Source organism: Pseudoxanthomonas gei (assembly GCF_010119615.1).
In the GTDB taxonomy this organism is placed as follows: Bacteria; Pseudomonadota; Gammaproteobacteria; order Xanthomonadales; family Xanthomonadaceae; genus Pseudoxanthomonas_A; species Pseudoxanthomonas_A gei.
Genome location: NZ_QOVG01000008.1, coordinates 80,449 through 103,808 on the forward strand (window position 1 = coordinate 80,449; position 23,360 = coordinate 103,808).

A 23,360-nucleotide genomic window follows, 5' to 3' on the forward strand; every position below is an offset into this window, starting at 1 on the left:
GAAGTCTGCATCAAAGCGGCTGATCCCACAAAAAAAGAAGCCGGCGCATGGCCGGCCTCCCCCTGCGGCAGGAGGGGTCGCAATCAGAACGCCCAGCGCATCACCAGCTGGTAGCTCGGTCCGGCTTCTTCGCTTTCGACTTCGTACTCGTCGAAATCGCGGTCGATCTGGTCGTCCTGGTTGTCGAACTTGTTGAAGAATTCGTCTTTCGACGCGTCCAGCAGGTTGGCGGCGGTCAGGCGCACCGAAACCTTGCTGCCGAAACGCTTCTCGACGAACACTTCAAGGTCGTCGCCATACTTGACCATCACTTCCTCGGCCACGATGCGGCTGAAAGCATCGCCCTGGTTGCGGTAGGTCGCACCGAAGCTGGTGCCCAGCGAAGGCAGGTCGTGGATGAACCCGACGTTGTAGACGCTGCGGGCCTGGTCGTTGAAGCGGCGCTCGCCGATGAAGTCGGTGACCTTGCTGTCGAGGTACGAATAGTTGAGGAAGACGCCCGTATCCGGCAGCCCCAGCGAGGTCAGCGGAGTGGACAGATCGAATTCGACGCCGTAGACCTTGCCATCGCCCACGTTGGCCGAAGTAAACAGCCAGCTTTCGGGCTCGAATTCGAAATCGTCCTCGGTCGCGTCCGGGTTTTCGTCGAGGAATTCCTCCAGGTCGTCCTCGTAGCTGTCCTGCGCGTCTTCGCTCCACTGTCCGGTATTGACCAGCTCGATCAGGTTCTTGACGTCGCGGTAGAAGAAGTTCACGCCAATCACGCCGTGCTTGCCCAGGCGGTGTTCGAAGCCCAGGTCGATGCCAGTGGCGGTCTCCTGTTCGAGTCGCGGGTTGCCGACGTAGTCGTTGTCGCCGTACTCGCCGTCAAGCACGGCCGGGATCAGTTCATTGAAATTCGGACGCTTGACGCTCCTGGCCAGTGACAGGCTGATGCGGTCGGCGTCGGTCAGGTCCCACTTCAGGTGCAGCGACGGCAGCAGCATGTGGTAATCCTTGCTGGCGGACCCCTCTATTTCGCCGTCTTCGCTGTAGCGGATATCCGAACGGGTGGTTTCGTAGCGCAGCCCGGCTTCCCACGACAGGACTTCGCCGCGACCGGAGAGCATGACGTAGGGATCGACGCGGGTTTCCTCGATCAGCGAGCCGATGCTGCCGTCCGCTTCATAGGTTACCGGGTCGCCTTCCTGCTCGGCCTCCCACGCATAGTTGGCATAGGTGACGTCGCGCTTCTTGCTGCGGTAGTCGATACCGAATTCGAGCTCGCCGGCACCGGCCGGGCGCTTGTGCGCGACCCTGAAGCCGGATTCGGCGTCGCTGGCGCTTATCGCGGAGGATTCGGCTTCCGACGCATCCCATTCGCCATTGACGTACTCATGCTTTTCCTCGCTTTCCGCGCTGTTATCCTCGAACCGCGCATGGTCGAGGTCGAACTCGGTGGTGCCGCCGGCCATGTCGAACCGGTACTGGGCGCCCACGCCCCAGTTCTTCTGGTTGATCGGGTTCAGGCCGGGCACACGTGATTCGATCACGTCCCCGTCGTCGTATTCCACCTCATGCGACACCTCGGTCACGTCGCGGTCGGTCTTGACGTAGAAGCCGTCGATGCTGAGCCGCCCGCTTTCGCCGACGTCGGCGGTGTAGGAAAGGTTGGCCGAATAGTCGCGCCCGTCCTTCACTTCGGCCTGGTCTTCCCAGCTGACCAGCTCTTCCATCGACGGGTCTGCGAAGCGGTCAGAACGCTTGAGCTTGCCGCGGTAGCGGTCCTGGATGTTGATGCCGGCCAGGATGCGGCCGCCGAGTGCTTCACCGCTGGTGACCGCGCCGAAGGTGGGGTTCACTTCGCCGTCGAACCAGCGGTTGACGCCGACGCGCAGGTAACTGCCGTCGAACGCATAGGCATCGCGCAGGACGATGTTGATGGCGCCGGCGATGGCGTCGCCGCTGCGGTTGGCGCTGTTGCTGCGCAGTATTTCGATGTGATCGACCATCTCGGCGGGTATCCGGTCGACCCAGAAGGAACGATCATCGCCGGCGCCAGGCACCTTCTTGCCGTTGATCAGCACCTGGGTATAGCCGGCCGCCATGCCGCGCATCATCGCGCCATCGAATTCCATGATGTCGGAGCCGACGAAGGCCACGCCGGGCACGCGCTTGAGCATGTCGCCCACGGTGTTGGGCTCGAAGCGCTGGAAGTATTCGAGGTCGTAGGACAGGGTGGGTGCGATTGCGTCGCTGCGGTCGCGGTAAGCGATCTCACCCTGCACCACTATGGTATCGAGTTGCTTGGCATCGGCGGCGTCGGCCGAACCGTCCGGTGCGATTGCCTGGGACCAGGCGACGCTTGCGGGCAGGAGTGCGGCGCAGGCGAGCGCGCGGGCAAGGCCGGCGGCCAGTGCGTTTCTTTTCATTTGTGTTGCATCCCCGGAGTGGATGAAGGCAGGCAAGAAGTGTTGAAGGCTCAGCCGGCTTTTCTACGCAGCGGTTGTGGCAGCGACATGACGGGTTCGCGAACAGGCGCCCGCAATGAATCCGTCATGATTCGTCCATATATTCCAGCGGCTCGATTCGATGCCTCTCCGGGAAGATTCCATGACGATCCGTTTCATTGCGTTGGCTGCGATGCTGCTGCTGGGCGCATGCGCAACGCTGCCTGTCGCGCATGAAAAGGAAGGCGATGAAAAAGGCAAGGCGGACAGCCTGCTTTTCAGCACCTACCAGGACCAGATCCCGCATGTCGTGGTGAAGGAAGCCTGGGTCAGCACTGCCCAGCCGGAAGACAACGTGGATTCGCCGGCCAGCTGGCTGCAGGGTGGGAAGTTGATGGTCGCGGCTACCGCAAAATCCATCGACCAGCTCATCGTTTACGACGGCGATACCGGCGTGCGCCTGCGCACCGTGGGTGGTGCGGGCAAGGCGCTGGGCCAGTTGAACCGTCCCAACGGCATTGCCACCATCGACGACCGCTACGCGTTCGTCGTCGAGCGCGACAATCATCGCGTGCAGATGTTCGCGCTGCCGGACTTCCAGCCGCTGCTTGCGTTCGCCGAGGCCGACCTGGCCCAGCCCTATGGCCTGTGGGTGCGCAAGCTCGGCGACGGCTATGAGGTGATCGTCAGCGACAACTACACCCTTGGCGAAGACGCCAACGGCGACGACATCATTCCACCGCTGGCCGCGCTTGACCGGCGTTTCCGCCGCTATGACGTCGGCCAGGCCGATGGCAAGTGGAAGGCGCAGCCCCGAGGCCATTTCGGCGACACCAGTGAAGCCGGTGCGATACGGATCACCGAATCGGTGTTCGGCGATGAAGCCAACCAGCGGCTATTGATCGCCGAGGAAGACGTCTCCACCGGCACCCGGCTGCGCGAGTACACGCTGGAAGGAAAATACGCGGGCCGCGACGTCGGGGCGGGAAATTACAGGGCGCAGGCCGAAGGCATTGCGCTGATGCGCTGCAGGGACGGCAGCGGCTGGTGGGTGGCCAGCGACCAGTTCGACGACCGCACCGTGTTCCACCTGTTCGACCGCAGGACCCTCGAGCACGCCGGATCCTTCGTGGGCAACGTCACCGGCCTCACCGATGGCGTGTGGCTGGAAGAGCGTGGCGATGCGCGCTTCCCGCAAGGTGTGTTCTACGCCTCCCACCTGGATGTGGCCTTGTCTGCATTCGACTGGCGCGACATCACTGCGGCGCTGAAGTTGCCGGCCTGCGAACGTTGAACGTGCCGGCGGCGACAGCTTCGCCGCCGGCAATGAATTGGACCAGATGAAAAAAGCGGCCCTGGGGCCGCTTTTTGTCTTCCGTCCGGTGGTTGGCTGATCAGGCCGCCGCGGCCTGCTCGGCGCGCGGACCTTCACGCAGGGCGCGTCCGACCATGCCGACCAGCAGGTCGAGTTCGTCTGAGGTCATGGCGAAGTGGGGGGTGAAACGCAGCGAATTGGCGCCGCCGTGGATCACGTTCAAGCCGCGTTCGCGCAACCACTCCTCGGTGGAACCGGCGCCGTAGCACTTGAACTGCGGAGCCAGTTCGCACGAGAACAGCAGGCCCGTGCCCTGGACTGCCGTGATCAGGCCGCCGAGTTCGGACTTCAGCTTCTCGAGTTTCTGGATTGCCTCGGCGCCGCGCTGGCGGATGTTCTCGCGCACCTGCGGGGTCAGCAGCTCCAGCACCGCACAGGCCACGTCCAGGGCGCGCGGGTTGCTGGTCATGGTGTTGCCGTAGACGCCCTTGCGGTAGAGGCCGGCGGCGAGCTCGCTGACCGCCAGCACCGACAGCGGGTACTGCGCGGCGTTGAGCGCCTTGGAATAGGTCTCCATGTCCGGCGCATCCAGGCCTTCGAAGCCGGGGTAGTCGACAATCGACAGCACACCGTGCGCGCGCAGGCCGGCCTGGATGGAATCGACCAGCAACAGGCCGCCGTGGCTGCGGGTCAGTTCGCGGGCCACCGCATAGAAGGCCGGCGGCAACGAGCGGCCCGGGTCGCCTTCGCCCATCACCGGTTCCAGGAACACGGCCTCGACGAACCAGCCGTTGCGGTCGGCATCGGCGAACACCTTCTTCAACGCCTCCGCATCGTAGGGATCGATGGCGATCACCGAATCCTCGTTGCGGTAGCTGGCCAGGTACTGCTGGTAGACCTTGCGCGAGGAATCCGAGTACAGGGCCGGGCGTTCGGTGCGGCCATGGAAGCTGCCTTTCACGACCACGCGCTTTACCACGCGACCGGCGTAGCGCGCGCCCGGGTCGGTCTGCAGCTTGGTGTTGATATCGGCGATGCGTGCGGCCAGGCCCACCGATTCGGAACCCGAGTTCAGGCACAGGAAGCGCGCGAACGGACAGCCGCCGCGGGTGTGGCCGATCTCCTTGCGCAGGGCGCGGTCGAAGCGCAGCTGCGACAGGCTGGGGGTCATGATGTTGGCCATGACCTGGGGCCTGGCCATGGCGGCCATCACCGCTTCGGGGGTATGCCCGAAACCGATCATGCCGTAGCCGCCGGCGTCGTACAGCACCGCGCCGTTGAGGGTGACCACCCACGGGCCGCGGGCGGCGAGGGCGACATACGGATTGATGGCGTCGTCGGCGTAGAAGTTGATGTAGCCGGCCTGCACCACGCGCAGCTGCGCGTCCTCGTCCATCGCGAACAGGTCGGAAAATTCCTCGTCCAGCGCCGCATGTTCGGCAGCGGCGGCCGCTACGGCCGCTTCCAGGTCAGGATGCGAGGCGGCCAGGCGCAGCAGGGTGGCGTCGTCCAGCCCAGTGGTCAGGCGTTTGCCGGAATGGGCGCGCAGGGGCGCCAGTTTTTCGATGAGGTTCATGGATGTTCGCTCCCGCGTGCCAGGACAATCCACCTATTATCTGGATAATTTCGTCACTTAACAGTTGTGATTTGCGCGCTTTTGTCCTAATTTTCGTCGAATAGACGAAACAGCCACGGCAAATGAAGCTCAACGCGACCGACGAACAACTGCTGTCCCTGCTGCGTGAGAATGCGCGCGCCTCCACGGCGCAGATCGCCCGGCGCCTGGACCTGTCGCGGACCACGGTGCAGAGCCGGATCGAGCGGCTTGAGCGGGAAGGGGTCATCAGCGGCTATACGGTGCGGATCGACGAGGAGTACGAGCGCGGCCACATCCGCGCCCACATCATGATCAGCGTGCATCCCAAGCAGACGGTTTCGGTCACCAATGCGCTGCGCGCGATGCCCGAGCTGCGAGCGCTGCATTCGGTGAGTGGGGTCTACGACCTGATCGCCATCAGCGTCGTGTCCTCGGTCAGCGCGTTGGACCTGCTTACCGACCGAATCGGCGCGGTCGAAGGGGTCGAGCGCACGGCCACTTCGATCATCCTGTCCACCAAGCTCGAGCGCTGAAGCGGCCGGCTCCCGTAATGTCGCAAGCCAGCCTGCCGGTCATCGACATTGCCCCGCTGTTGCAGGCGCACGATGCCGGGCAATGCCGGCAGGTGGCCGGACGCCTCGGTGAAGCCTGCCGCACGTATGGCTTCTTCTATATCAGCGGCCACGGCATCGACCAGGCACTGCAATCGAACCTGGGCGAAGCCTCTTCCGCATTCTTCGCTTTGCCGCTTGCGGAAAAGATGCGCATCGCCATGGTCCACGGCGGCCGCGCCTGGCGTGGCTATTTTCCCGTCGGCGGCGAGTTGACCAGCGGCCGTCCGGACCTCAAGGAAGGCCTGTACCTGGGCAGCGAACTGGGCGCCGATGATCCGCGCGTGCAGGCCGGCTGGCCGCTGCACGGCGCCAACCTGTGGCCGGGCCAGGTGCCGGCACTGCAGCATGCGGTGCTGGGCTACATGGCGGCGGCATCACGTGCGGCGCAGGCGGTGCTGGCCGGGATGGCGCTGAGCCTCGGCCTGGAGCAGGACTGGTTCCGGCGCCATTACACCGCCGATCCGACGGTGCTTTTCCGCATTTTCCGCTACCCGGCGCAGCCGGCGGCCGAGTCACAGTGGGGGGTGGGCGAACATACCGATTACGGGCTGCTGACGTTGCTGCTGCAGGACGAGGTGGCCGGGCTGCAGGTGCGCACGCGTGAAGGGTGGCTGGAAGCGCCGCCGCTGCCCGGCACCCTGGTATGCAACATCGGTGACATGCTCGATCGCCTGACCGGCGGGCTGTATCGCTCCACTCCGCACCGGGTGCTCAACCGCAGCGGGCGCGAGCGCTTTTCCTTCCCGCTTTTCTTCGATCCGCAGTTCAGTTCAGTGGTGACGCCGCTGCCTGCCGGTGCCCTGGTCGATGCGGCGCAGGTGGCCGCGGACCGCGCCGACCGCTGGGATGGAGCCAGCGTGCTGGCACCTTTCCAGGGCACCTACGGCGACTACCTGCTGGGCAAGGTGGGCAAGGTCTTCCCGCAGTTGCTTGGCGCATTGGACTGAGGCACCCGCGGCGAGGCGGCTACAATGCGCGGCCCCGTAATGCCCCGAACGATGAAGAAATCCGACTTCCATTTCGACCTGCCCGAGGACCTGATTGCGCAGGCACCCCTGCCGGAGCGTTCGGCCAGTCGCCTGCTGGTGGTGCCGCCGGGGGATGCCCCATTCGTCGACCGCCACGTGCGCGACCTGCCCGAGTGGCTGCAGGCCGGCGACCTGCTGGTGTTCAACGACACCCGGGTGATCCCGGCGCGCATCTTCGGCCAGAAAGAGAGCGGCGGTCGCGTGGAAATCCTGATCGAGCGACTGTTGCCCGACAACTGCGCGCGGGCCCAGGTCGGGGCCAGCAAGTCGCCGAAAGCGGGCAGCCGCATCGCCCTGGACCCGGGTGGCGAAGCCGAGGTGCTGGGCCGCGATGGCGAGTTCTACCAGCTGCGTTTCCATGTGGGCGACGCGCTGGAAAGCTGGCTGCTGAGGGCAGGGCGCCTGCCACTGCCGCCGTACATCCATCGCGAGCCGGGTGCCGATGACGACGAGCGCTACCAGACCGTGTTCGCGCGCGAACTCGGCGCGGTGGCCGCGCCTACCGCCGGCCTGCATTTCGACGACGCATTGCTTGCAAGCCTGCGCGCCAAGGGGATCGAATTCGGCCACGTCACCCTGCACGTGGGGGCCGGCACTTTCCAACCGGTACGCGTGGACGATGTGCGCGAACACCGCATGCACAGCGAATGGTTGAACGTGGGCGCCGCACTGGTCGAGCAGGTACGGGCGACGCGTGCATGCGGCGGGCGCGTCATCGCCGTGGGCACCACGGTGGTGCGCGCGCTGGAGTCGGCCATGCGCCGGAATGAAGCGGGCGAGGGCGAGTTGCAGCCGTTCGCGGGCGAGACCCGCATCTTCATCTTCCCCGGCTACCGCATCCGCAGCGTGGACGCGATGCTGACCAACTTCCACCTGCCGGAAAGCACGCTGCTGATGCTGGTTTCGGCGTTCACCGGCAAGTCGCGCATCTTCGCCGCGTACGAACACGCGGTACGCGAGAAGTACCGGTTCTTTTCCTATGGTGATGCGATGTTGCTGTTCCCGGAGAGTGCGGAATGAGCGGCGTTCCTGTGGGAGGGGTTTCAGCCCCGACTGCTGCGTCCATGGTCCTGTCCGGGCTGAAGCCCCTCCCACAAGAGCAGATCGTCGCATGAGCCGCATGTCCTTCGAACTAATGGCCACCGACGGCACCCCGCGTCGCGGCCGCCTGACCTTTCCGCGCGGCACGGTGGAAACGCCGGCATTCATGCCGGTGGGTACCTATGGTTCGGTGAAGGGAATACTCCCCGAGCACATCAAGGAGCTGGGCGCCGAGATCATCCTCGGCAACACCTTCCACCTGTACCTGCGCCCGGGCCTGGAGGTCATTGAAAAGCACGGGGGGCTGCACGGCTTCGCACGCTGGGACAAGCCCATCCTCACCGACTCGGGCGGCTTCCAGGTGTTCTCGCTGGCCCACCAGCGCAAGATCACCGAACAGGGCGTGACCTTCAATTCGCCGTTCGACGGCAGCAAGGTGTTCCTGGGCCCCGAGGAAAGCATGCATATCCAGAAGGTGCTGGATTCGGACATCGTGATGATCTTCGACGAGTGCCCGCCGGTGAACGTCGACGGCAAGCCGGTGGACCCGCGCGTGATCGAGCGCTCCATGGAGCTGTCGCTGCGCTGGGCCGCACGCTCCAAACTTGCACACCAAGGCAACGACGCCGCCCTGTTCGGCATCGTCCAGGGCGGCGTGCACCACGAGCTGCGCTCACGCTCGGCCGATGGCCTGAAGGCGATCGGCTTCGACGGCTACGCGATCGGCGGCCTGGCGGTCGGCGAGACCGAGGACGAGCGCAACGCAATGCTCGAGCACACCTGTCCGCAGCTGCCGCCCGACCGGCCGCGCTACCTGATGGGCGTGGGCCGGCCCGAGGACCTGGTGGAGGCAGTGGCGCGCGGGGTCGACATGTTCGATTGCGTCATGCCCACCCGCAACGCCCGCAACGGCCATTACTTCACGTCTACCGGCACCGTGCGCATCCGCAACGCCCGCTACGAACACGACCTGGACCCCATCGAGCCGGGGTGCGGCTGCTATGCCTGCCGCAACGGCTTCACCCGGTCCTACCTGCGCCACCTGGACAAATGCAACGAGATGCTGTCCCCGATGCTGGGCACACTGCACAACCTCTGGTACTACCAGCAGCTGATGGCGGGGATGCGCGCGGCGATCGAGGAGGGAACCTTCGAGCAGTTCAGACGGTCTTTTTACGCCACACGGGCCGTTTCCTGAGGGTTTGCGGGTCGTTTCCCGGCCTGCGGGGACGCAGGGCCGCCCCCATGGCATAATTCCCGGCTGTTTTCGGCCTTACTGGATGACCTGATGAACCTGCTCGATTTCCTGATCCCCGCCGCCCACGCCCAGGCCGCAGGCGCCGCGCCCGCTGGTCCGTTCGGCGGTGGCATGACCCTGTTGTTCCCGATCATCCTGATCGCGGTGATGTATTTCCTGATGATCCGCCCGCAGATGAAGCGCGCCAAGGAGCACAAGGGCATGCTGGACAAGCTGTCCAAGGGCGACGAAGTCATCACCTCCGGTGGTATCGCCGGCACCGTGACCGACATCGGCGACAACTTCATCACCGTGGAAGTGGCCGACAACGTGCGCGTACGCGTGCAGAAAGCCGCCGTCGGCAACGTGCTGCCCAAGGGCACGCTCAAGTCCGCCTGACCACGCCGGGGTCTGTCGGGTCCAGCCGCACGTCGGCCGGACCCGGGGCCGTGGCCAAATCCCCGTCGGCGCCGCGCGCCTTCCGGGTTACGTTCTCTCTGGAACTCTCCGATGCTTGAATTCCCGCGCTGGAAATACGTCGTCATCCTGCTGGTCGTGCTGTTGAGCGTGCTTTACACGCTGCCCAACATCTATCCCTCCGATCCGTCGGTGCAGATCACGCCCAACCGGGGCTTTGCGCTGGACGAAGCCTTGAACCAGCGCGTGCAGGCCTCGCTGAAGCAGGCGGGCGTGTCCGCCAAGTCGCTGGACAAGGAGAAGGACAGCCTGCTGGTGCGCATGCCCAGCCTGGATGCCCAGACCAAGGCCAACGACGCGCTGCGCACGGACCTGGGCGAGGACTACACGGTGGCCCTGAACCTGGCTTCCACCGTCCCCGACTGGATGGGCAACTACGGCGCCAAGCCCATGGTGCGCGGCCTGGATCTGCAGGGCGGCGTGCATTTCGTCATGCAGGTGGACCAGAAGGCGGCCCTGGACAAGCGCGTGGATGCTTATGCGGAAGACATGCGCGTCACCCTTCGCGACAAGCGCGTGCGCTATGAATCGGTGGAGCGTCGCCCCGACAACAGCATGGTGGTGACCCTGGTCGATGCCAAGGATGGCGAGAAAGCGCGCCAGGCCCTGGCCGGACAGGCCGCCGCCGGCGCCGCGGGCGTTGCCGCTTCTGGCCTGACCTACCTGGTCCAGGGCAACCGCATCATCGTCAACCTGCCGGAGAGCGAGCTGCAGCAGATTTCCGGCGATGCCATCGAACAGAACATCGCCACCCTGCGCAACCGCGTCAACGAACTGGGCGTGGCCGAGCCGATCATCCAGCGCCAGGGCGAGGACCGCGTGGTCGTGCAGTTGCCGGGCGTGCAGGACACCGCCGCCGCCAAGCGCCTGATCGGTGCCACCGCGACCCTGGAATTCCACTCGGTCATCGACGGCAATGCGCAGGACGCGCTGGCCAGCGGCAATGTGCCGCCCGAGGCGCGCGTCTATTACCTGCGTGACTCGGCCGGCCCCGACGGCAAGCCGGCCCCCGTGCTGCTGAGCAAGCGCGTGCTGGCGTCTGGCGACCAGATGGTCACGGCCAGCGTCGGTACCGACCAGAACGGATCCCCCGCGGTCGATATCACCCTCAACGCGGCCGCCGGCCAGCGCATGTTCGACTTTACCAGCGCCAACGTCGGCAAGCTGATGTCGGTGGTCTACATCGAGCGCATTCCGCAGGTCACCATCGTCGATGGCAAGGAAGTGCGCTCCACCCGGGTCAGCGAGGAAGCGCTGTCACCGACCCGCATCGCCGGTGTGTTCGGCAAGAATTTCCAGACCACCGGCCTGGAGAAGACCGAGGCCGAGAACCTGGCCAAGCTGCTGCGGGCCGGTTCGCTGGCGGCGCCCATGGACTTCATCGAAGAGCGCGTGGTTGGCCCCAGCCTGGGTGCCGAGAACGTGGCCCGTGGTACCAAGGCCGTGGCCTTCTCGTTCCTGTTCGCGCTGGCGTTCTTCCTGGTCTATTACCGCATGTTCGGCCTGATCACCTGCATGGCGCTGTTGCTGAACCTGCTGATGGTGGTGGCGGTGATGTCGCTGTTCGGGGCCACCATGACCTTGCCTGGCTTCGCCGGCCTGGCCCTGTCCATCGGCATGTCGGTCGACGCCAACGTCCTGATCAACGAACGAATACGCGAGGAACTTCGCGCGGGGGTACCGCCACAGGCGGCCATCGCCACTGGCTATGACAAGGCGTCGGGCACGATCTTCGATTCCAACATGACCGCGCTGCTGGCCGGCGTTGCCTTGTATGCGTTCGGCACCGGGCCGCTGAAGGGCTTCGCCATCACCATGATCGTGGGCATCCTGACCTCGGTCTTCACCGCCGTGACCGTATCGCGTGGCATCGCCACGCTGATCTACGGCGGCCGCCGCAAGCTCAAGTCGCTGGCCATCTGACGGGACCCCATGACCATGAAACTTTTCCCGTTGCACCTCATCCCCAACGACACCAACTTCAATTTCATGCGCCTGCGCTGGGTCTCCCTGAGCGTGGCGCTGCTGCTGGCCGTCGTCGCCATCGGCGCCATCGCCTTCAAGGGCTTCAACTACGCCCTGGATTTCACCGGTGGCACCGTGGTGGAAGTGCGTTTCGACAAGGCTCCCGACGTGGACGGGGTGCGCGATCGCCTGGCCAGCGCAGGCTACACCAGCGCCCAGGTGCAGACCTTCGGCACCGGCAGCGACCTGTTGATCCGCCTGCAGCCGCGCGAGGGCCAGACCAGTTCCGGCAACGACAACACCACCGTGCAGGAAGTGCTGGCCGCGGCCTCCACGCCGGACAACAACGCCAGGATGCTTCGCAACGAGTTCGTCGGGCCGCAGGTCGGCAAGGAACTGGCGCTAAACGGCCTGTATGCGCTGATTTTCGTGGTGGTCGGCTTCCTGATCTACATCTCGTTCCGCTTCGAGTGGAAGTTCGCGGTGGCGGCGATTTTCACCACCCTGCACGACGTGCTGATCGTGGCCGGCTTCTTCGCCCTGACCGGGCGCGAGTTCGACCTGACCGTGCTGGCCGGCCTGCTGTCGGTGATGGGCTTCTCGATCAATGACACCATCGTGGTGTTCGACCGCGTGCGCGAGAACTTCCGCAGCCTGCGCGCCGAGCCGGAGGAGATCCTCAACCGCTCGGTCAACCAGACCCTGTCACGCACCATCATCACTTCGTTCGTGGCCTTCCTGACCGTGCTGGCGCTGTACATCTACGGCGGCGGTTCGCTGGAAGGCATGGCCATCTCGCAGATGATGGGCATCGTGATCGGTACCATTTCCTCGATCTTCGTGGCCTGTCCGCTGCTGACCATCTGGTTGCTGAAGGTCACCAAGCAGGACCTGCTGCCCAAGGCCAAGGAAGAAGCCGCGCTGGCGCGACGCCCGTAACGCGGTCGAAGCCGAAAACGAAAAAGGCCGCGAAGTTCTCGCGGCCTTTTTCATGCATCGGTTTTTGCTGTGAGCGGGCCGTGCCCGCGATGCTGTTGCGAAAAACCCATGGAGCATCGCGGGCGAGGCCCGCACCTACGAAGGGAGGTCAGTTGAAGCTGGCGGCGTAACCGGAAGTCACAATGGTTTTCTGCAGCGCTTCGCAGACCTTGATGTTGCCGGCCACTACCTGGAAATCCCTGGCGCCCTGGAAGTCCAGGCGCGCCAGGTTGGCGCCCTTGTAGTCGCAGACCTTGCCGCCGGCTTCGCGCACCAGCAGCACCCCGGCGGCGATGTCCCAGGCCTTGAGGCCAGCCTCGAAATAACCGTCGCTGCGGCCACAGGCCACGTAGGCCAGGTCCAGCGCGGCCGAACCGGTGCGGCGTACGTCCTCGGCGTGCACCAGCAGTTCGCGCACGCATTCCAGCTGCGCGCCGGCCCGGGCGCGCTCACGCGGTGCGAAACCGGTGCCGAGGATGGTGCTGCCCAGGTCCTTGCGGTCGTGGACGCGGATGCGGCGCTCATTGAGTTGGGCGCCGCTGCCACGGCTGGCGGTGAACAGCTCGTTGCGCAGCGGGTCGAAGATCACCGCGTCGGTCGCCTCGCCGTTGTCGCAAAGGGCGATGGACACGCAGTAGTGCGGGAAGCCGCGCAGGTAGTTGCTGGTGCCGTCCAGCGGGTCGATGACCCACGTGTACCGACCGTTCTTGCCGCCCGAGCCGCCGCCTTCCTCGCCCAGGATCGAATAATCCGGATAGGCGCGCTTGAGTTCCTTGATCACGGCCTTCTCGGCGTCGCCATCCACCTCGCTGGCGTAGTCCAGGCGTCCCTTTTCCACCACGGTCAGGCTGTCGAGCTTGTTGATGCTGCGCAGCAGGACGTTGCCCCCCTGGCGTGCGGCCTTGACCATGATGGTGACGACGGGATTCAACATGGGCTACAGGCCTCGGGTGGACTGCCAGTGCAGTCGGGTGGAAGGAACAAGGGGGAAAAGAGCAGCACGGCGCGGAGACCGGCCCGGGCAGTTTAACATCTACACCCATGAACACTCCCGACCCTGTGATGGAAGCCGCCACCCGCATCCGCATCGTGCTGGTGGGCACCCAGCACCCCGGCAACATCGGCGCGGCGGCACGCGCGCTGAAGACCATGGGCCTGTCGCGGCTGGTGCTGGTGGCGCCCGAGCAATACCCGGCCGACGAGGCCTTCCGCCGGGCCGCCGGCGCCGACGACGTGCTGGCCCAGGCCCCGGTCGTGGCGACCCTGGCCGAGGCGATATCGGACTGCCGCTTCGTGCTGGGCTGCACGGCGCGCAGCCGGCGGGTGGCGCTGGAGGAACTGGGGCCGCGCGAGGCGGCTTCGAAAGTGGTCGCGCTCGCCGCCGCGGACGAGGTCGCCCTGGTCTTCGGCCGCGAGCGCACCGGCCTGAGCAACGAGGAACTGCAGCTGTGCCACGCCTCGGTCCATATCCCGGCCAACCCCGAATACAGCTCGCTGAACCTGGCTGCGGCCGTGCAGGTGCTGGCCTATGAACTGCGGGTCGCATTGCTGGCCGGTCATGCCCTCCCGGATGCAACTGCCACCCCACGCCAGGAGCTGGCCGCATCGCACGCGCAGATGGAAGGCCTGTTCGCGCAGCTCGGTGAGACCCTGGACGACATCGACTTCCACAAGGGCCGGGCACCGGATTCGGCGATGCGCAAGTTGCGCAGGTTGTTCCTGCGCGCGACCCTGACCGAGCAGGAAGTACGCCTGATGCGCGGCATCCTCGCCGACGCGCAAAGGATGGCGAGATTGGCGGGGGCCAAGGCCCCGGAATGATCACTACCCGTGTCGTTGGCTTTCGGCTAGTCTCCCCTCTGCTGCCAATGCGAGCCCCGACGTTGCGTACCGCCTTGCTTGGCCTTGCCCTCCTGTTGTCGCATTCCCTTGCCCTGGCGGCGGTCCCCGCGCCGGCCGCCTCGGCGCCAGCAGCGTCCACCGGCGGCGGCGTACTGGTGATCGGCCGCATCAGCGACGATCCCAAGGCCCATTACGAGCAGCTCAAGCCGCTGCTGGACTACGTGGTGCCACGCATGCGCGACGTCGGCATCACCGAGGGCCGCATCCTGATGGCGCGCGATGCGCAGCAGATGACCAGCTATCTTCGCCGCGGGCGCGTGGACTGGGTCACCGAAACCTCCGGCACCGGCATGCAGCTGCAGAAGCGCGCGGGTGCCAGGCCGCTGGTGCTGACCGAACGCGGCGGTGTCAGCCGCTATCACTCGGTGTTCTTCGTGCGCAAGGACAGCGGCATCAACAGCCTTTCCGACCTGAAAGGCCGCAGCATCGCCTTCCAGAGCACCGCCTCGACCAGCGCCTACATCGTGCCGGCGGCCGCGCTGCTGGACCAGGGCCTGCAGCTGGAGATCCTGCTGTCGCCGCTGGATCGGCCTACGCCGAATTCGGTGGGTTACGTGTTCGCGCGTTCCGAGCTGAATATCGCCGCCTGGGTGCACAAGCGGCTGGTCGATGCCGGCGTGCTGAGCAGCCTGGACTGGGACGATGCCCGGCGCATGCCCGCTACCTTTCGCGAGGACCTGAAGATCATCCACGAAACGCCCGACTATCCGCGTGCGCTGGAAATGGTGCGCGGTGATCTGGATTCCAGGGTCGAGGCACGCCTGCGCGAGGTGTTGCTGGAAGCGGCCAACGACCCCGCCGCGCGCGAGGCGATGGCGCTGTTCTTCCGCACCACGCGCTTCCTGCCGGTGGACCCGGCTTCGCGCGCGGGCCTGGACCGGGTACGCGACGGTGCCACGCGCGTGCGTGAGCGGGTCGAGTGAAAGCCCTTCGTTTCGGCCTGCAGGCCCGTTTCCTGGTAGGCATGGGCCTGACCTTGGCGGTCGTGTTTGCGTTGCTCGCCCTGGTCCTGCAACGGCAGTCGATGATGCAGCGCGAGGTCGACGGGCTGGCGCGCGAGGCGATGCAGGGCATGGCCGCCGATGCGCTTAGCCGGCGCGGCGAGGCGATGGTCGAGCAGCTTGCCGATTCCCTCACCAACCCCCTGTATTTTTCCGACCTGGACACGATAGGAATCACCGTGCGCGCGGCCTCGCGCCAGCCCGACGTGGCCTATGTGCTGGTGTACGACAGTGGCGGCAACATCGTGCATGACGGCACCTACGACATCGCCGCGTACGGCCAGCCGATGACCGATCCGCTGGCGCGCGCGGCGGCCAACTCCGACCACCTGCTCACGCAATGGTCGCAACGGGTGGTGGATGTATCCGAGGCGATCAGCATCGGCAACGAGCGCATCGGCGGGGTGCGAGTGGGCTATTCGCTGGCCGACATACGCGCCAGCGAGGAGCGCGCGGCAGGCAACCTCAACAGCCGCCTGCAGGAACTCGGCAGGCGACACATGGGCTGGTTCGTGCTGTTGCTTGCTACCCTGGCCGCGGTATGCGTGGCCATCGCCTGGTACGTGCAGCGCACCCTGGTGAAGCCGATCCGCCAGCTTGCCGATGCAGCCAACGCCATCGGCGTGGGCAACTACGACGCCAAGCGCCTGGTCAGCGCGCGGCAGGACGAAGTGGGCGACCTGGTGCGCGCTTTCAGCGACATGAATGACAGCATCGCGCGGCATGACCGCGACGTGCGGCGCATGGCCTACACCGATGCGCTGACCGGACTGACCAACCGGCTGGCGTTCCGCGAAAGCCTGGACCACCGGCTGATGATGCTGCGCGGCGCGGGTCGGCAGCTGGCGCTGCTGTTCGCCGACATCGACGACTTCAAGCGGGTCAACGACACCCTGGGCCACGAAGCCGGAGACGAGGTGCTGGTGCAGTTCGCCAATCGCATCCGCGGCGCGGTCGAACGCATGGGTGGCGATGAAGCCCTGCTGGCGCGTTTCGGTGGCGACGAATTCGTCATCCTCATCCAGAACGGCGACGTGCGCGCGGCGGCCACGCAACTGGCCGAGGCACTGGTCAAGGAACTGGGGCAGCCGCTGGTGGTCGAGGGACGGCAGGTGTTCCTGGGTACGTCCATCGGCATCACCCTGTTCCCGGAAGACGCTTCAGGCGCAACGGCGCTGATGAAGAACGGCGATATCGCGATGTACCAGGCCAAGGTGGCCGGCAAGAACTGCTACCGCTTCTACAGCCGGGCCATGGACCAGGCGGTGGAAAGACGCGTGCACATGGAACAGGAATTGCGCGGCGCGTGGGAGCGTGGCGAGCTCAGCCTGGTCTACCAGCCGATCCTCAGCCTGGCCGACAACCGCATCGTCGGCGCCGAAGCGCTGTTGCGATGGCAGCATCCGGACCTGGGGTCGATCGCGCCGTCGGTGTTCATCGACGTGGCCGAGCAGAGTGGCTTGATCGAGAGCATCGGCCCGCGTGTGCTGCGGGCAGCCTGCATGGCCGCATCGCACTGGCCGGTGGACCCGATAACCCAGGAGGCCCCGTTCGTCGCGGTCAACGTCTCGCCGCGCCAGTTGCGCAGTGGCGACTTGCCCGAGGAAGTCGCCTCGTGCCTGCGCGACACCGGCCTGCCGGCCTCGCGGCTGCACCTGGAACTCACCGAGACCGCGGTCATCAGCGACGAGGCGCACGCCAGCGCGCTGCTGGCCAAGTTGCACCGAACGGGGGTGAAGGTGTGGCTGGATGATTTCGGCACCGGCTTCTCGGGGCTGAGCCACCTGCGCCGCGTGCCGGTGGACGGGGTCAAGATCGACCGCAGTTTCATTGCCGACATGCAGCGCGACCCGGATGACTTGGCCCTGACCACGGCCATCATCGCCATGGCCCATTCGCTGGGGATCACGGTGGTGGCCGAAGGCGTGGAGAAGGAAGCACAGTTCGACATCCTGCGCGCGCGTGGCTGCGACCTGGCCCAGGGTTACTGGATGGGTTACCCGATGAGCGCCAGCGAATTCGAACAGCTGCTGGTCTGAGTTGTTGCGGCCGGCTCAGAACCAGCCGTCGACCACCCGCACCAGGTTGCCGGAGACGAATCCGAAGCTGACCACCGCGATTGCCCCGGCCAGCCAGGCCACCAGCATCAGCGCCCCGTCGCGTTCCAGCAGCGCCAGTACGAACAGCAGTAGCAGCACGCCGAACAGATAGTTGGTGAAGGGAATCGGCAACGCCAGCAGCAGGCCCAGCAACACCAGCAGCAGTCCGGTGAAAGCGCTGGCGACGGGATGGTCCAGCACGCCCTCCATGCGGGGGCGCACCAGCTTTTCCAGCCAGGCCAGCCAGCGCGAAGTCATGTCGCGGAAGCGTCCCATCGACTTGCGGTGCGGGCCGCGGCTGGCGAGGAACGCCGGCAGCCAGGGCTTGCGCATGCCCACCAGCAACTGGGCGCCGATCAGCACGACCAGCGGACCGCTGATCGCGCCGGCGACGCCGGGAATGGGAAGGAATGCGGGCAGGATGCCGACGAACAGCAACATGCCGAACGCGCTGTGCCGCAGCCCCGAAAGCAGGTCGCCGAGGCGCAGGTGGTCTTCAGGATCGCCCGAAGCGAAATCATCCAGCACCGCACGCGCGCCCACGTGCGCCCTGGCCTGTGGATCGGCCGCGCCCTCGGGGTCAGGCGCTGGTTTCGTCATCTTCGTCGTCGGCTATTTTCTGCAGCAGCAGCTTGTCGATGCGGGCGCCGTCCAGGTCGACCACTTCGATGCGCCAGCCGGCCCATTCCAGGTGTTCGCCCACGTGGGGAATGCGACCGAACTGCTCGATCACCAGGCCTGCGATGGTGTTGTAGTCTGCCTCGTCGCCATCGGGCAGGGCCACGCCGCCGAGCAGCTCGCGCAGGTCATCGTTGGGCAACGAACCGTCGACCAGCAGCGAGCCATCGTCGCGGGTCACCACCAGCGCATCCTCGTCGCTGTTCTCGGCGGCCTGCAGGCGCCCGACCACCGCGCCCATCAGGTCGCTCAGCGTCACCAGTCCCTGGATCTCGCCGTACTCGTCCACCACCAGGGCCAGCGATTGCTGTTCCTCGCGCAGGATTTCCAGCAGCTTCATCGCATGGGTGGATTCTGAAACGAACAGCGGTGCGCGCAGGTTCTGGAAGATCTCGGGGGAGCGTTCGGCGAAGCGGTCGATCAACGACTTCACTTCCAGGATGCCGACCACGTCCTGGTCGTTGCCGCGGTATACCGGGAAACGCGAGAATTGCGACTGCCGCATGGTGTCGATATTGCTCTCGTAGCTGGCCGACTGGTCCAGCCACACGATGCGCTTGCGCGGGGTCATCAGGCTGTCCGCCGTACGGTCGCCCAGGCGCAGTACGCGGTTGACCATGTTGCGCTCGTCCACGTCGATGACGCCCTGCGCATGGCCCTCGCTGACCAGCATGCGGATCTCTTCCTGGCTGACCGCGTTGCGGTCGCCGTCGCGGATACCCAGCATGCGCAGCACCAGGCGGTTGATCGCGCCCAGCACGAAGACTACCGGACGCGCGAAGCGCGACAGCCAGTCCAGCGGAATGGCCACCACCGCGGCGATGTTCTCCGGGTTGGTCAGGGCCAGGCGCTTGGGGATCAACTCACCGAAGATGACCGAGCTGGAGGTGATCAGGGTCACCGCGGTGACCGTGCCGATGACGGCCGCATATTCGCTGGCGTTGGGCCAGGTGCCGACCAGCCAGCCGGTCACCAGGGTGCCTATGGCTTCGCCACCGAAAAGTCCGGCAAGCACGCCGATGCCCGTAATGCCGATCTGCACCGTGGACAACAGGTTGTCCGGATGCTCGGCCAGCGCCAGCGCGACCCGGGCGCCGCGGCTTTCCTGCCCCAGCTGCTTGAGGCGCAATTTGCGCGAGGTCATCAAGGCCATCTCCGACAACGCGAAGAAGCCATTGAGGACGATAAGCCCAGCAACGATCAGCAGCTCAAGCACGCGGGCGGTTCCGGCCGGTGCAGGCTGCTGCTGGGGCACGCATCACAGCAGGGCTGCGCGTGCGGAGAGGGGGGGTAGGGTCGTCTTCCATAAAGTGCGCCTGGGCGCGGTGCGGAGTCTAGCAAACCCGCCCGGGGCATTGCGGCAAGGCCGGGTCGCCGGCGCCCGCGCTGCCCAGGGGTTCGGTGTTTGCCACTCCCCGACGCGAAACGGTCATAATCCCGCCCGGTTGCCGTCCCTTCCGTGACGGCGGGGTACGTCTTCCATGTTCTCGCTGCAGACCATCTTCGGCTCCGGCCAGCAGTTCTATACCTTGCTGGACGATGCGGCTCAGGCCGCCTTCGACAGTACCAAGGCCTTGCACGCCATGATGAAGACGACAGACCGCCAGCCGGCGCTGGATGCCTTCAAGCTGGCACGCCAGCGCGAACGTACCGCCTCGGACAAGATCGGCAAGGCGCTGGTCGAAAGCTTCATCACGCCGATCGAGCGCGAGGACATCGAAGCGCTGGGCTCGGCCCTGTACAAGATCCCCAAGCAGGTCGAGAAATTCGCCGACCGCTATTCGCTGGCGACCAAGCACCTGGAAGGGATCGATTTCGCGCCACGCGCGGCGATGCTGGAACAGGCCGCCTCGGTGGTGGTCGACATGGTGCACGACCTGCAGAAGATGAACATCGATCGCATGACCGTGCTCAACGACAAGCTGCGTGCGCTGGAGAACGAAGCCGATCGCCTGATGCTGGAGCTCTACCGCGACATCTATTCCGGTCGCCTGGACAACCTGCAGATGTTCCTGCTCAAGGAATTCTTCGAGATCCTGGAAAAAGCCATCGACCGCTGCCGCGAGGCGGGCGTGGTGGCGTACCAGATCGTATTGAAGAACAGCTGACGGTGGATGGCGATGCTGTGCGCGCCCTCGGCGCGCATCGACACGCAGGCCCCGCCCGGGTTGGCATGCCCAAGCCGCGGCACCTTAGCGATGCAATGCAAATGAAGAGGCCTCCGTGCTCACCCTAGTCCTGATCGTCATCTTCGCCGCGCTCGTGTTCGAGTTCGTCAACGGGTTCCATGACACCGCCAACTCCATCGCCACCGTGGTCGCCACCAAGGTGCTGGCCCCCGGTTGGGCGGTGGCGCTGGCGGCGGTGATGAACCTGATCGGCGCGCTGACCGGCACCGCAGTCGCCGCCACCATTGCCTCGGGCATCATCAATACCGAAGTGGTCGAAGCCAGTTCACAGGTGATCCTGTGCGCGTTGCTGGGCGGCCTGAGCTGGAACCTGATCACCTGGTGGAAAGGCTTGCCGTCTTCTTCCTCGCACGCCCTGATCGGCGGGCTGTGCGGGGCGGCGCTGGCGGCGGCGCACAACAACTGGGGCGCGCTTATCTGGTCGGAGTCGATTGGCAACTGGGCCAAGAACAAGGGCCTGCTGTGGAAGGTGTTCCTGCCGATGATCACCTCGCCCATCGCAGGTTTCCTGCTGGGCGTGCTGGTGATGCTGCTGCTGTGGGGCATCATCGCGGCAATGGCCAAGGCCGGCGGTCCACTCGCGCGCCTGGCCAGGCCGCGCTGGGTCAATGCCTTCTTCGGCAAGGCACAGATCCTGTCGGCTGCGTACATGGGCTACGCGCACGGGCACAACGATGCGCAGAAGACCATGGGCATCATCGCCCTGACCCTGGTCGGCGCCGAGGCGACCGGAGCCCTGGACAACCTGCCCGCATCACTGGCGTTCCTGCATCCGGGCAGCGGCGACGGCAAGGAAATCGCGCTGTGGATCGTGCTGACCTGCGCGGTGGTGATGGCGGCCGGCACGGCGTCCGGTGGCTGGAAGATCATCAAGACCCTCGGCCACAAGATGGTCAAGCTGCATCCCATCCACGGCTTCGCGGCGGAAACCAGTTCAGCCACCATCCTCACCGTGGCCGCGCATTTCGGCATGCCGGTTTCGACCACGCACAGCATTTCCACGGCGATCATGGGCGTGGGCTATGCGAAGAATCCGAAGGCGCTGAAGCTGGGCGTGATCGAGCGCATCGTGTGGGCGTGGATCCTCACCATCCCCGCGGCCGGCGGCATCGCCTATGGCCTGTGGTGCCTGCTCGACGCGATGGGCTGGTCCTGACGCCGTTTGCTTCTCCCGACGGGAGAAGAAAAAATCAGAGCAGGTCGCCTTCTGCCGAAAGGGCGCGTTCCATGTTGTCGCCCAGGCCGCCGATCTCCAGCACCATGCGGTCCACTTCCGAAGGCGTCAGCCCGTCGTAGGGACGGTTCTCGCACAGCTGCAGGTAGGGCACGCCATCCAGGTCGCCGATGGCCAGGTAGCCCACGCTGCTGTCCCAGTTGAATTTCAGGGCCCGGCGCGCATCGATGCCGGTGATCGGCGCGATGACGGTGCTGACGCGCAGGTAGCCGCGCTCGTCGTCGTTGCCCAGCTCCGAAAGGAAGATCGCCTGGTGGCGGTTGCCGCTGTCCAGCGACAATTCGACGCAGGCCACGTACGGCTCATGCATGGTGACCTTGTAGCCGGACTTGCTCAGGTGGCTGCGGATCTGCTCGAAATTCTGCATGTGCTGCTCCTTCGGTGCGCGCGGGCTATGCTAATCCCTGATGGCCGACAAGTCTCCCGCCGAACGCATCCTCGCCGCGGTACGCGCCATTCCGCGCGGCGAAATCGCGGGCTACGGCGAAGTGGCGCGGCGGGCCGGACTCCCGGGCCGCGCGCGGCTGGCCGCCAAAGTCCTCAGTGAGAACACCGATCCCAGGCTGCCCTGGCATCGGGTGCTGCGCTCGGACGGACGGGTCGCCCTGCCAGAGGGTTCGAAGGGTTATCGGGAACAGTGCCAACGCCTGCGCAGCGAAGGCGTGACCGTAGTCAACGGACGCGTGCGCGGACTGAAGGCCGCCCCCACGGTGGATGAGCAGGTGTGGGGACCGGCGGGATCCTGAGCGTTGCAGGTATCGGCCGTACGCCTGCCTGCGGACCGGCAAGGCATGCCGTTATGATGGGCGGCAACCCTACCGAGCCTGCGCATGTTTCAGAAGATTCCCCCGGTGACCCGGGCCTTGATCATTGCCAACGTGGTGATGTTCCTGTTGCAGCAGATGCTTGGCGAAGCGGTGCTGGCATCGTTGGAGTTGTGGCCGCTGGGGCCGAACGGGCTTGACCTGTTCGCGACGGGCTACGAGTTCCAGCCCTGGCAGTTGCTCACCTACGGTTTCATGCATGGTGGCTTTCCGCACCTGTTGTTCAACATGCTTGCGCTGTACATGTTCGGCTCGCCGCTGGAATACACCTGGGGCGACCGGCGCTTCCTGACGTATTTCCTGGTGTGCATCGCCGGCGCCGGCTTGCTGCAGCTGGTGGTGGCGTGGTGGTCCATGTCGCAGGGCGGCGCACCCTATCCCACGGTGGGAGCATCCGGAGGCGTGTTCGGCTTGCTGCTGGCCTACGGAATGCTGTTCCCCAACCAGCGGGTGATGCTGTTGTTCCCGCCCATACCGATGAAGGCGCGGACCCTGGTCATCGTCTACGGCGCGGTCGAACTGCTGCTGGGTTTCACAGGGTGGCAACCGGGCGTTGCACACTTCGCACACCTGGGCGGCATGCTGTTTGGCTGGTTGCTGATCCGCTACTGGCGCGGGCAACCGCCCTTCGGCAAGCGGCCGCCGCCACGCCCGCGCATCGTGCGCTAGGCGAAACGGAAAAAGGCGCGGAGTTCCGCGCCTTTTTCTTGACCTGATCGGTCATTCAAGCTGATTTTACCGGCCCGGTTTCG

21 protein-coding genes are annotated in these 23,360 nt (G+C 65.6%); 15 read left to right on the forward strand and 6 right to left on the reverse strand.

Features of this window, described 5'->3' with window-relative positions; translation table 11 throughout:
* Nucleotides 1-83: 83 nt before the first annotated feature.
* Nucleotides 84-2,411 carry a TonB-dependent receptor plug domain-containing protein gene (locus DT603_RS12340; protein WP_162350190.1) on the reverse strand — a complete coding sequence of 776 codons (2,328 nt, stop codon included), beginning with the start codon at nt 2,409-2,411 and terminating at the stop codon, nt 84-86.
* A gap of 181 nt (nt 2,412-2,592) precedes the next feature.
* Between DT603_RS12340 and DT603_RS12345 the strand changes: the two genes are divergently transcribed.
* Nucleotides 2,593-3,723 (forward strand): phytase, encoded by a 1,131-nt coding sequence (locus tag DT603_RS12345; RefSeq protein ID WP_162350191.1) that lies wholly within the window; start codon nt 2,593-2,595, stop codon nt 3,721-3,723.
* A gap of 100 nt (nt 3,724-3,823) precedes the next feature.
* Here DT603_RS12345 and DT603_RS12350 read toward each other — a convergent pair whose 3' ends face one another.
* Complete coding sequence (locus DT603_RS12350; protein WP_162350192.1) at nt 3,824-5,320, reverse strand: aminotransferase class III-fold pyridoxal phosphate-dependent enzyme; 1,497 nt, start codon at nt 5,318-5,320, stop codon at nt 3,824-3,826.
* A gap of 122 nt (nt 5,321-5,442) precedes the next feature.
* On the opposite strand from DT603_RS12350, the gene DT603_RS12355 reads away from it, so the two are divergent.
* The 7 genes from DT603_RS12355 (at nt 5,443) to secF (ending at nt 12,642) form a co-directional block, all read left to right on the forward strand.
* On the forward strand, nt 5,443-5,874 hold the full coding sequence (locus DT603_RS12355; RefSeq protein ID WP_162350193.1) for an Lrp/AsnC family transcriptional regulator: 432 nt from the start codon (nt 5,443-5,445) through the stop codon (nt 5,872-5,874).
* Between the two features lie 17 nt (nt 5,875-5,891).
* Nucleotides 5,892-6,902, forward strand: coding sequence for an isopenicillin N synthase family dioxygenase (locus DT603_RS12360; protein WP_162350194.1), 1,011 nt, complete (start codon nt 5,892-5,894; stop codon nt 6,900-6,902).
* A gap of 51 nt (nt 6,903-6,953) precedes the next feature.
* The gene (gene queA / locus DT603_RS12365) at nt 6,954-8,003 is read left to right on the forward strand and encodes a tRNA preQ1(34) S-adenosylmethionine ribosyltransferase-isomerase QueA (RefSeq protein ID WP_162350195.1); all 1,050 of its coding nucleotides are present in this window, start codon (nt 6,954-6,956) and stop codon (nt 8,001-8,003) included.
* 91 nt (nt 8,004-8,094) lie between these two features.
* Entirely contained in the window at nt 8,095-9,222 is a 1,128-nt protein-coding gene (gene tgt / locus DT603_RS12370) for a tRNA guanosine(34) transglycosylase Tgt (protein WP_162350196.1), read from the forward strand.
* A 90-nt stretch (nt 9,223-9,312) separates the two neighbouring features.
* The gene (gene yajC, locus DT603_RS12375) at nt 9,313-9,660 is read left to right on the forward strand and encodes a preprotein translocase subunit YajC (RefSeq protein ID WP_162350197.1); all 348 of its coding nucleotides are present in this window, start codon (nt 9,313-9,315) and stop codon (nt 9,658-9,660) included.
* A 111-nt stretch (nt 9,661-9,771) separates the two neighbouring features.
* Nucleotides 9,772-11,661 (forward strand): protein translocase subunit SecD, encoded by a 1,890-nt coding sequence (secD, locus tag DT603_RS12380; protein ID WP_162350198.1) that lies wholly within the window; start codon nt 9,772-9,774, stop codon nt 11,659-11,661.
* 15 nt (nt 11,662-11,676) lie between these two features.
* Nucleotides 11,677-12,642, forward strand: a complete 966-nt coding sequence (gene secF / locus DT603_RS12385; protein ID WP_162350332.1) for a protein translocase subunit SecF — start codon at nt 11,677-11,679, stop codon at nt 12,640-12,642.
* Nucleotides 12,643-12,790: 148 nt separating this feature from the next.
* Here the strand turns inward: secF and DT603_RS12390 are convergent, their stop codons facing one another.
* The gene (locus tag DT603_RS12390; protein WP_162350199.1) at nt 12,791-13,615 is read right to left on the reverse strand and encodes an inositol monophosphatase family protein; all 825 of its coding nucleotides are present in this window, start codon (nt 13,613-13,615) and stop codon (nt 12,791-12,793) included.
* Nucleotides 13,616-13,743: 128 nt separating this feature from the next.
* On the opposite strand from DT603_RS12390, the gene DT603_RS12395 reads away from it, so the two are divergent.
* The 3 genes from DT603_RS12395 to DT603_RS12405 are packed head-to-tail and all read left to right on the forward strand — an operon-like array spanning nt 13,744 to nt 17,623.
* A complete protein-coding gene (locus tag DT603_RS12395) occupies nt 13,744-14,502 on the forward strand; it encodes an RNA methyltransferase (protein WP_162350334.1) in 759 nt (252 codons plus the stop codon).
* A gap of 47 nt (nt 14,503-14,549) precedes the next feature.
* Complete coding sequence (locus tag DT603_RS12400; protein WP_162350200.1) at nt 14,550-15,506, forward strand: phosphate/phosphite/phosphonate ABC transporter substrate-binding protein; 957 nt, start codon at nt 14,550-14,552, stop codon at nt 15,504-15,506.
* A complete protein-coding gene (locus tag DT603_RS12405; protein ID WP_162350201.1) occupies nt 15,503-17,623 on the forward strand; it encodes an EAL domain-containing protein in 2,121 nt (706 codons plus the stop codon). Before DT603_RS12400 ends, DT603_RS12405 begins: the two co-directional genes overlap by 4 nt.
* Before the next feature lie 15 nt (nt 17,624-17,638).
* On the opposite strand, the gene DT603_RS12410 is transcribed toward DT603_RS12405, so the two are convergent.
* Entirely contained in the window at nt 17,639-18,283 is a 645-nt protein-coding gene (locus DT603_RS12410; RefSeq protein ID WP_162350202.1) for an exopolysaccharide biosynthesis protein, read from the reverse strand.
* Nucleotides 18,264-19,577, reverse strand: a complete 1,314-nt coding sequence (locus tag DT603_RS12415) for a CNNM domain-containing protein (RefSeq protein ID WP_162350203.1) — start codon at nt 19,575-19,577, stop codon at nt 18,264-18,266. The genes DT603_RS12410 and DT603_RS12415 overlap by 20 nt, the downstream gene beginning before the upstream one ends.
* 265 nt (nt 19,578-19,842) lie before the next feature.
* On the opposite strand from DT603_RS12415, the gene DT603_RS12420 reads away from it, so the two are divergent.
* Entirely contained in the window at nt 19,843-20,469 is a 627-nt protein-coding gene (locus DT603_RS12420) for a DUF47 domain-containing protein (protein ID WP_162350204.1), read from the forward strand.
* A gap of 115 nt (nt 20,470-20,584) precedes the next feature.
* Nucleotides 20,585-21,706: an inorganic phosphate transporter gene (locus DT603_RS12425; protein ID WP_162350205.1), complete on the forward strand. Its 1,122-nt coding sequence runs from the start codon at nt 20,585-20,587 to the stop codon at nt 21,704-21,706.
* Between the two features lie 34 nt (nt 21,707-21,740).
* Here the strand turns inward: DT603_RS12425 and DT603_RS12430 are convergent, their stop codons facing one another.
* Nucleotides 21,741-22,151, reverse strand: coding sequence for a type III secretion system chaperone family protein (locus DT603_RS12430; RefSeq protein ID WP_162350206.1), 411 nt, complete (start codon nt 22,149-22,151; stop codon nt 21,741-21,743).
* A gap of 40 nt (nt 22,152-22,191) precedes the next feature.
* Here DT603_RS12430 and DT603_RS12435 point away from each other — a divergent pair, with 40 nt between their 5' ends.
* Nucleotides 22,192-22,530: an MGMT family protein gene (locus DT603_RS12435; RefSeq protein WP_162350207.1), complete on the forward strand. Its 339-nt coding sequence runs from the start codon at nt 22,192-22,194 to the stop codon at nt 22,528-22,530.
* A gap of 84 nt (nt 22,531-22,614) precedes the next feature.
* The gene (locus tag DT603_RS12440; RefSeq protein ID WP_162350208.1) at nt 22,615-23,277 is read left to right on the forward strand and encodes a rhomboid family intramembrane serine protease; all 663 of its coding nucleotides are present in this window, start codon (nt 22,615-22,617) and stop codon (nt 23,275-23,277) included.
* Nucleotides 23,278-23,360: the final 83 nt, after the last annotated feature.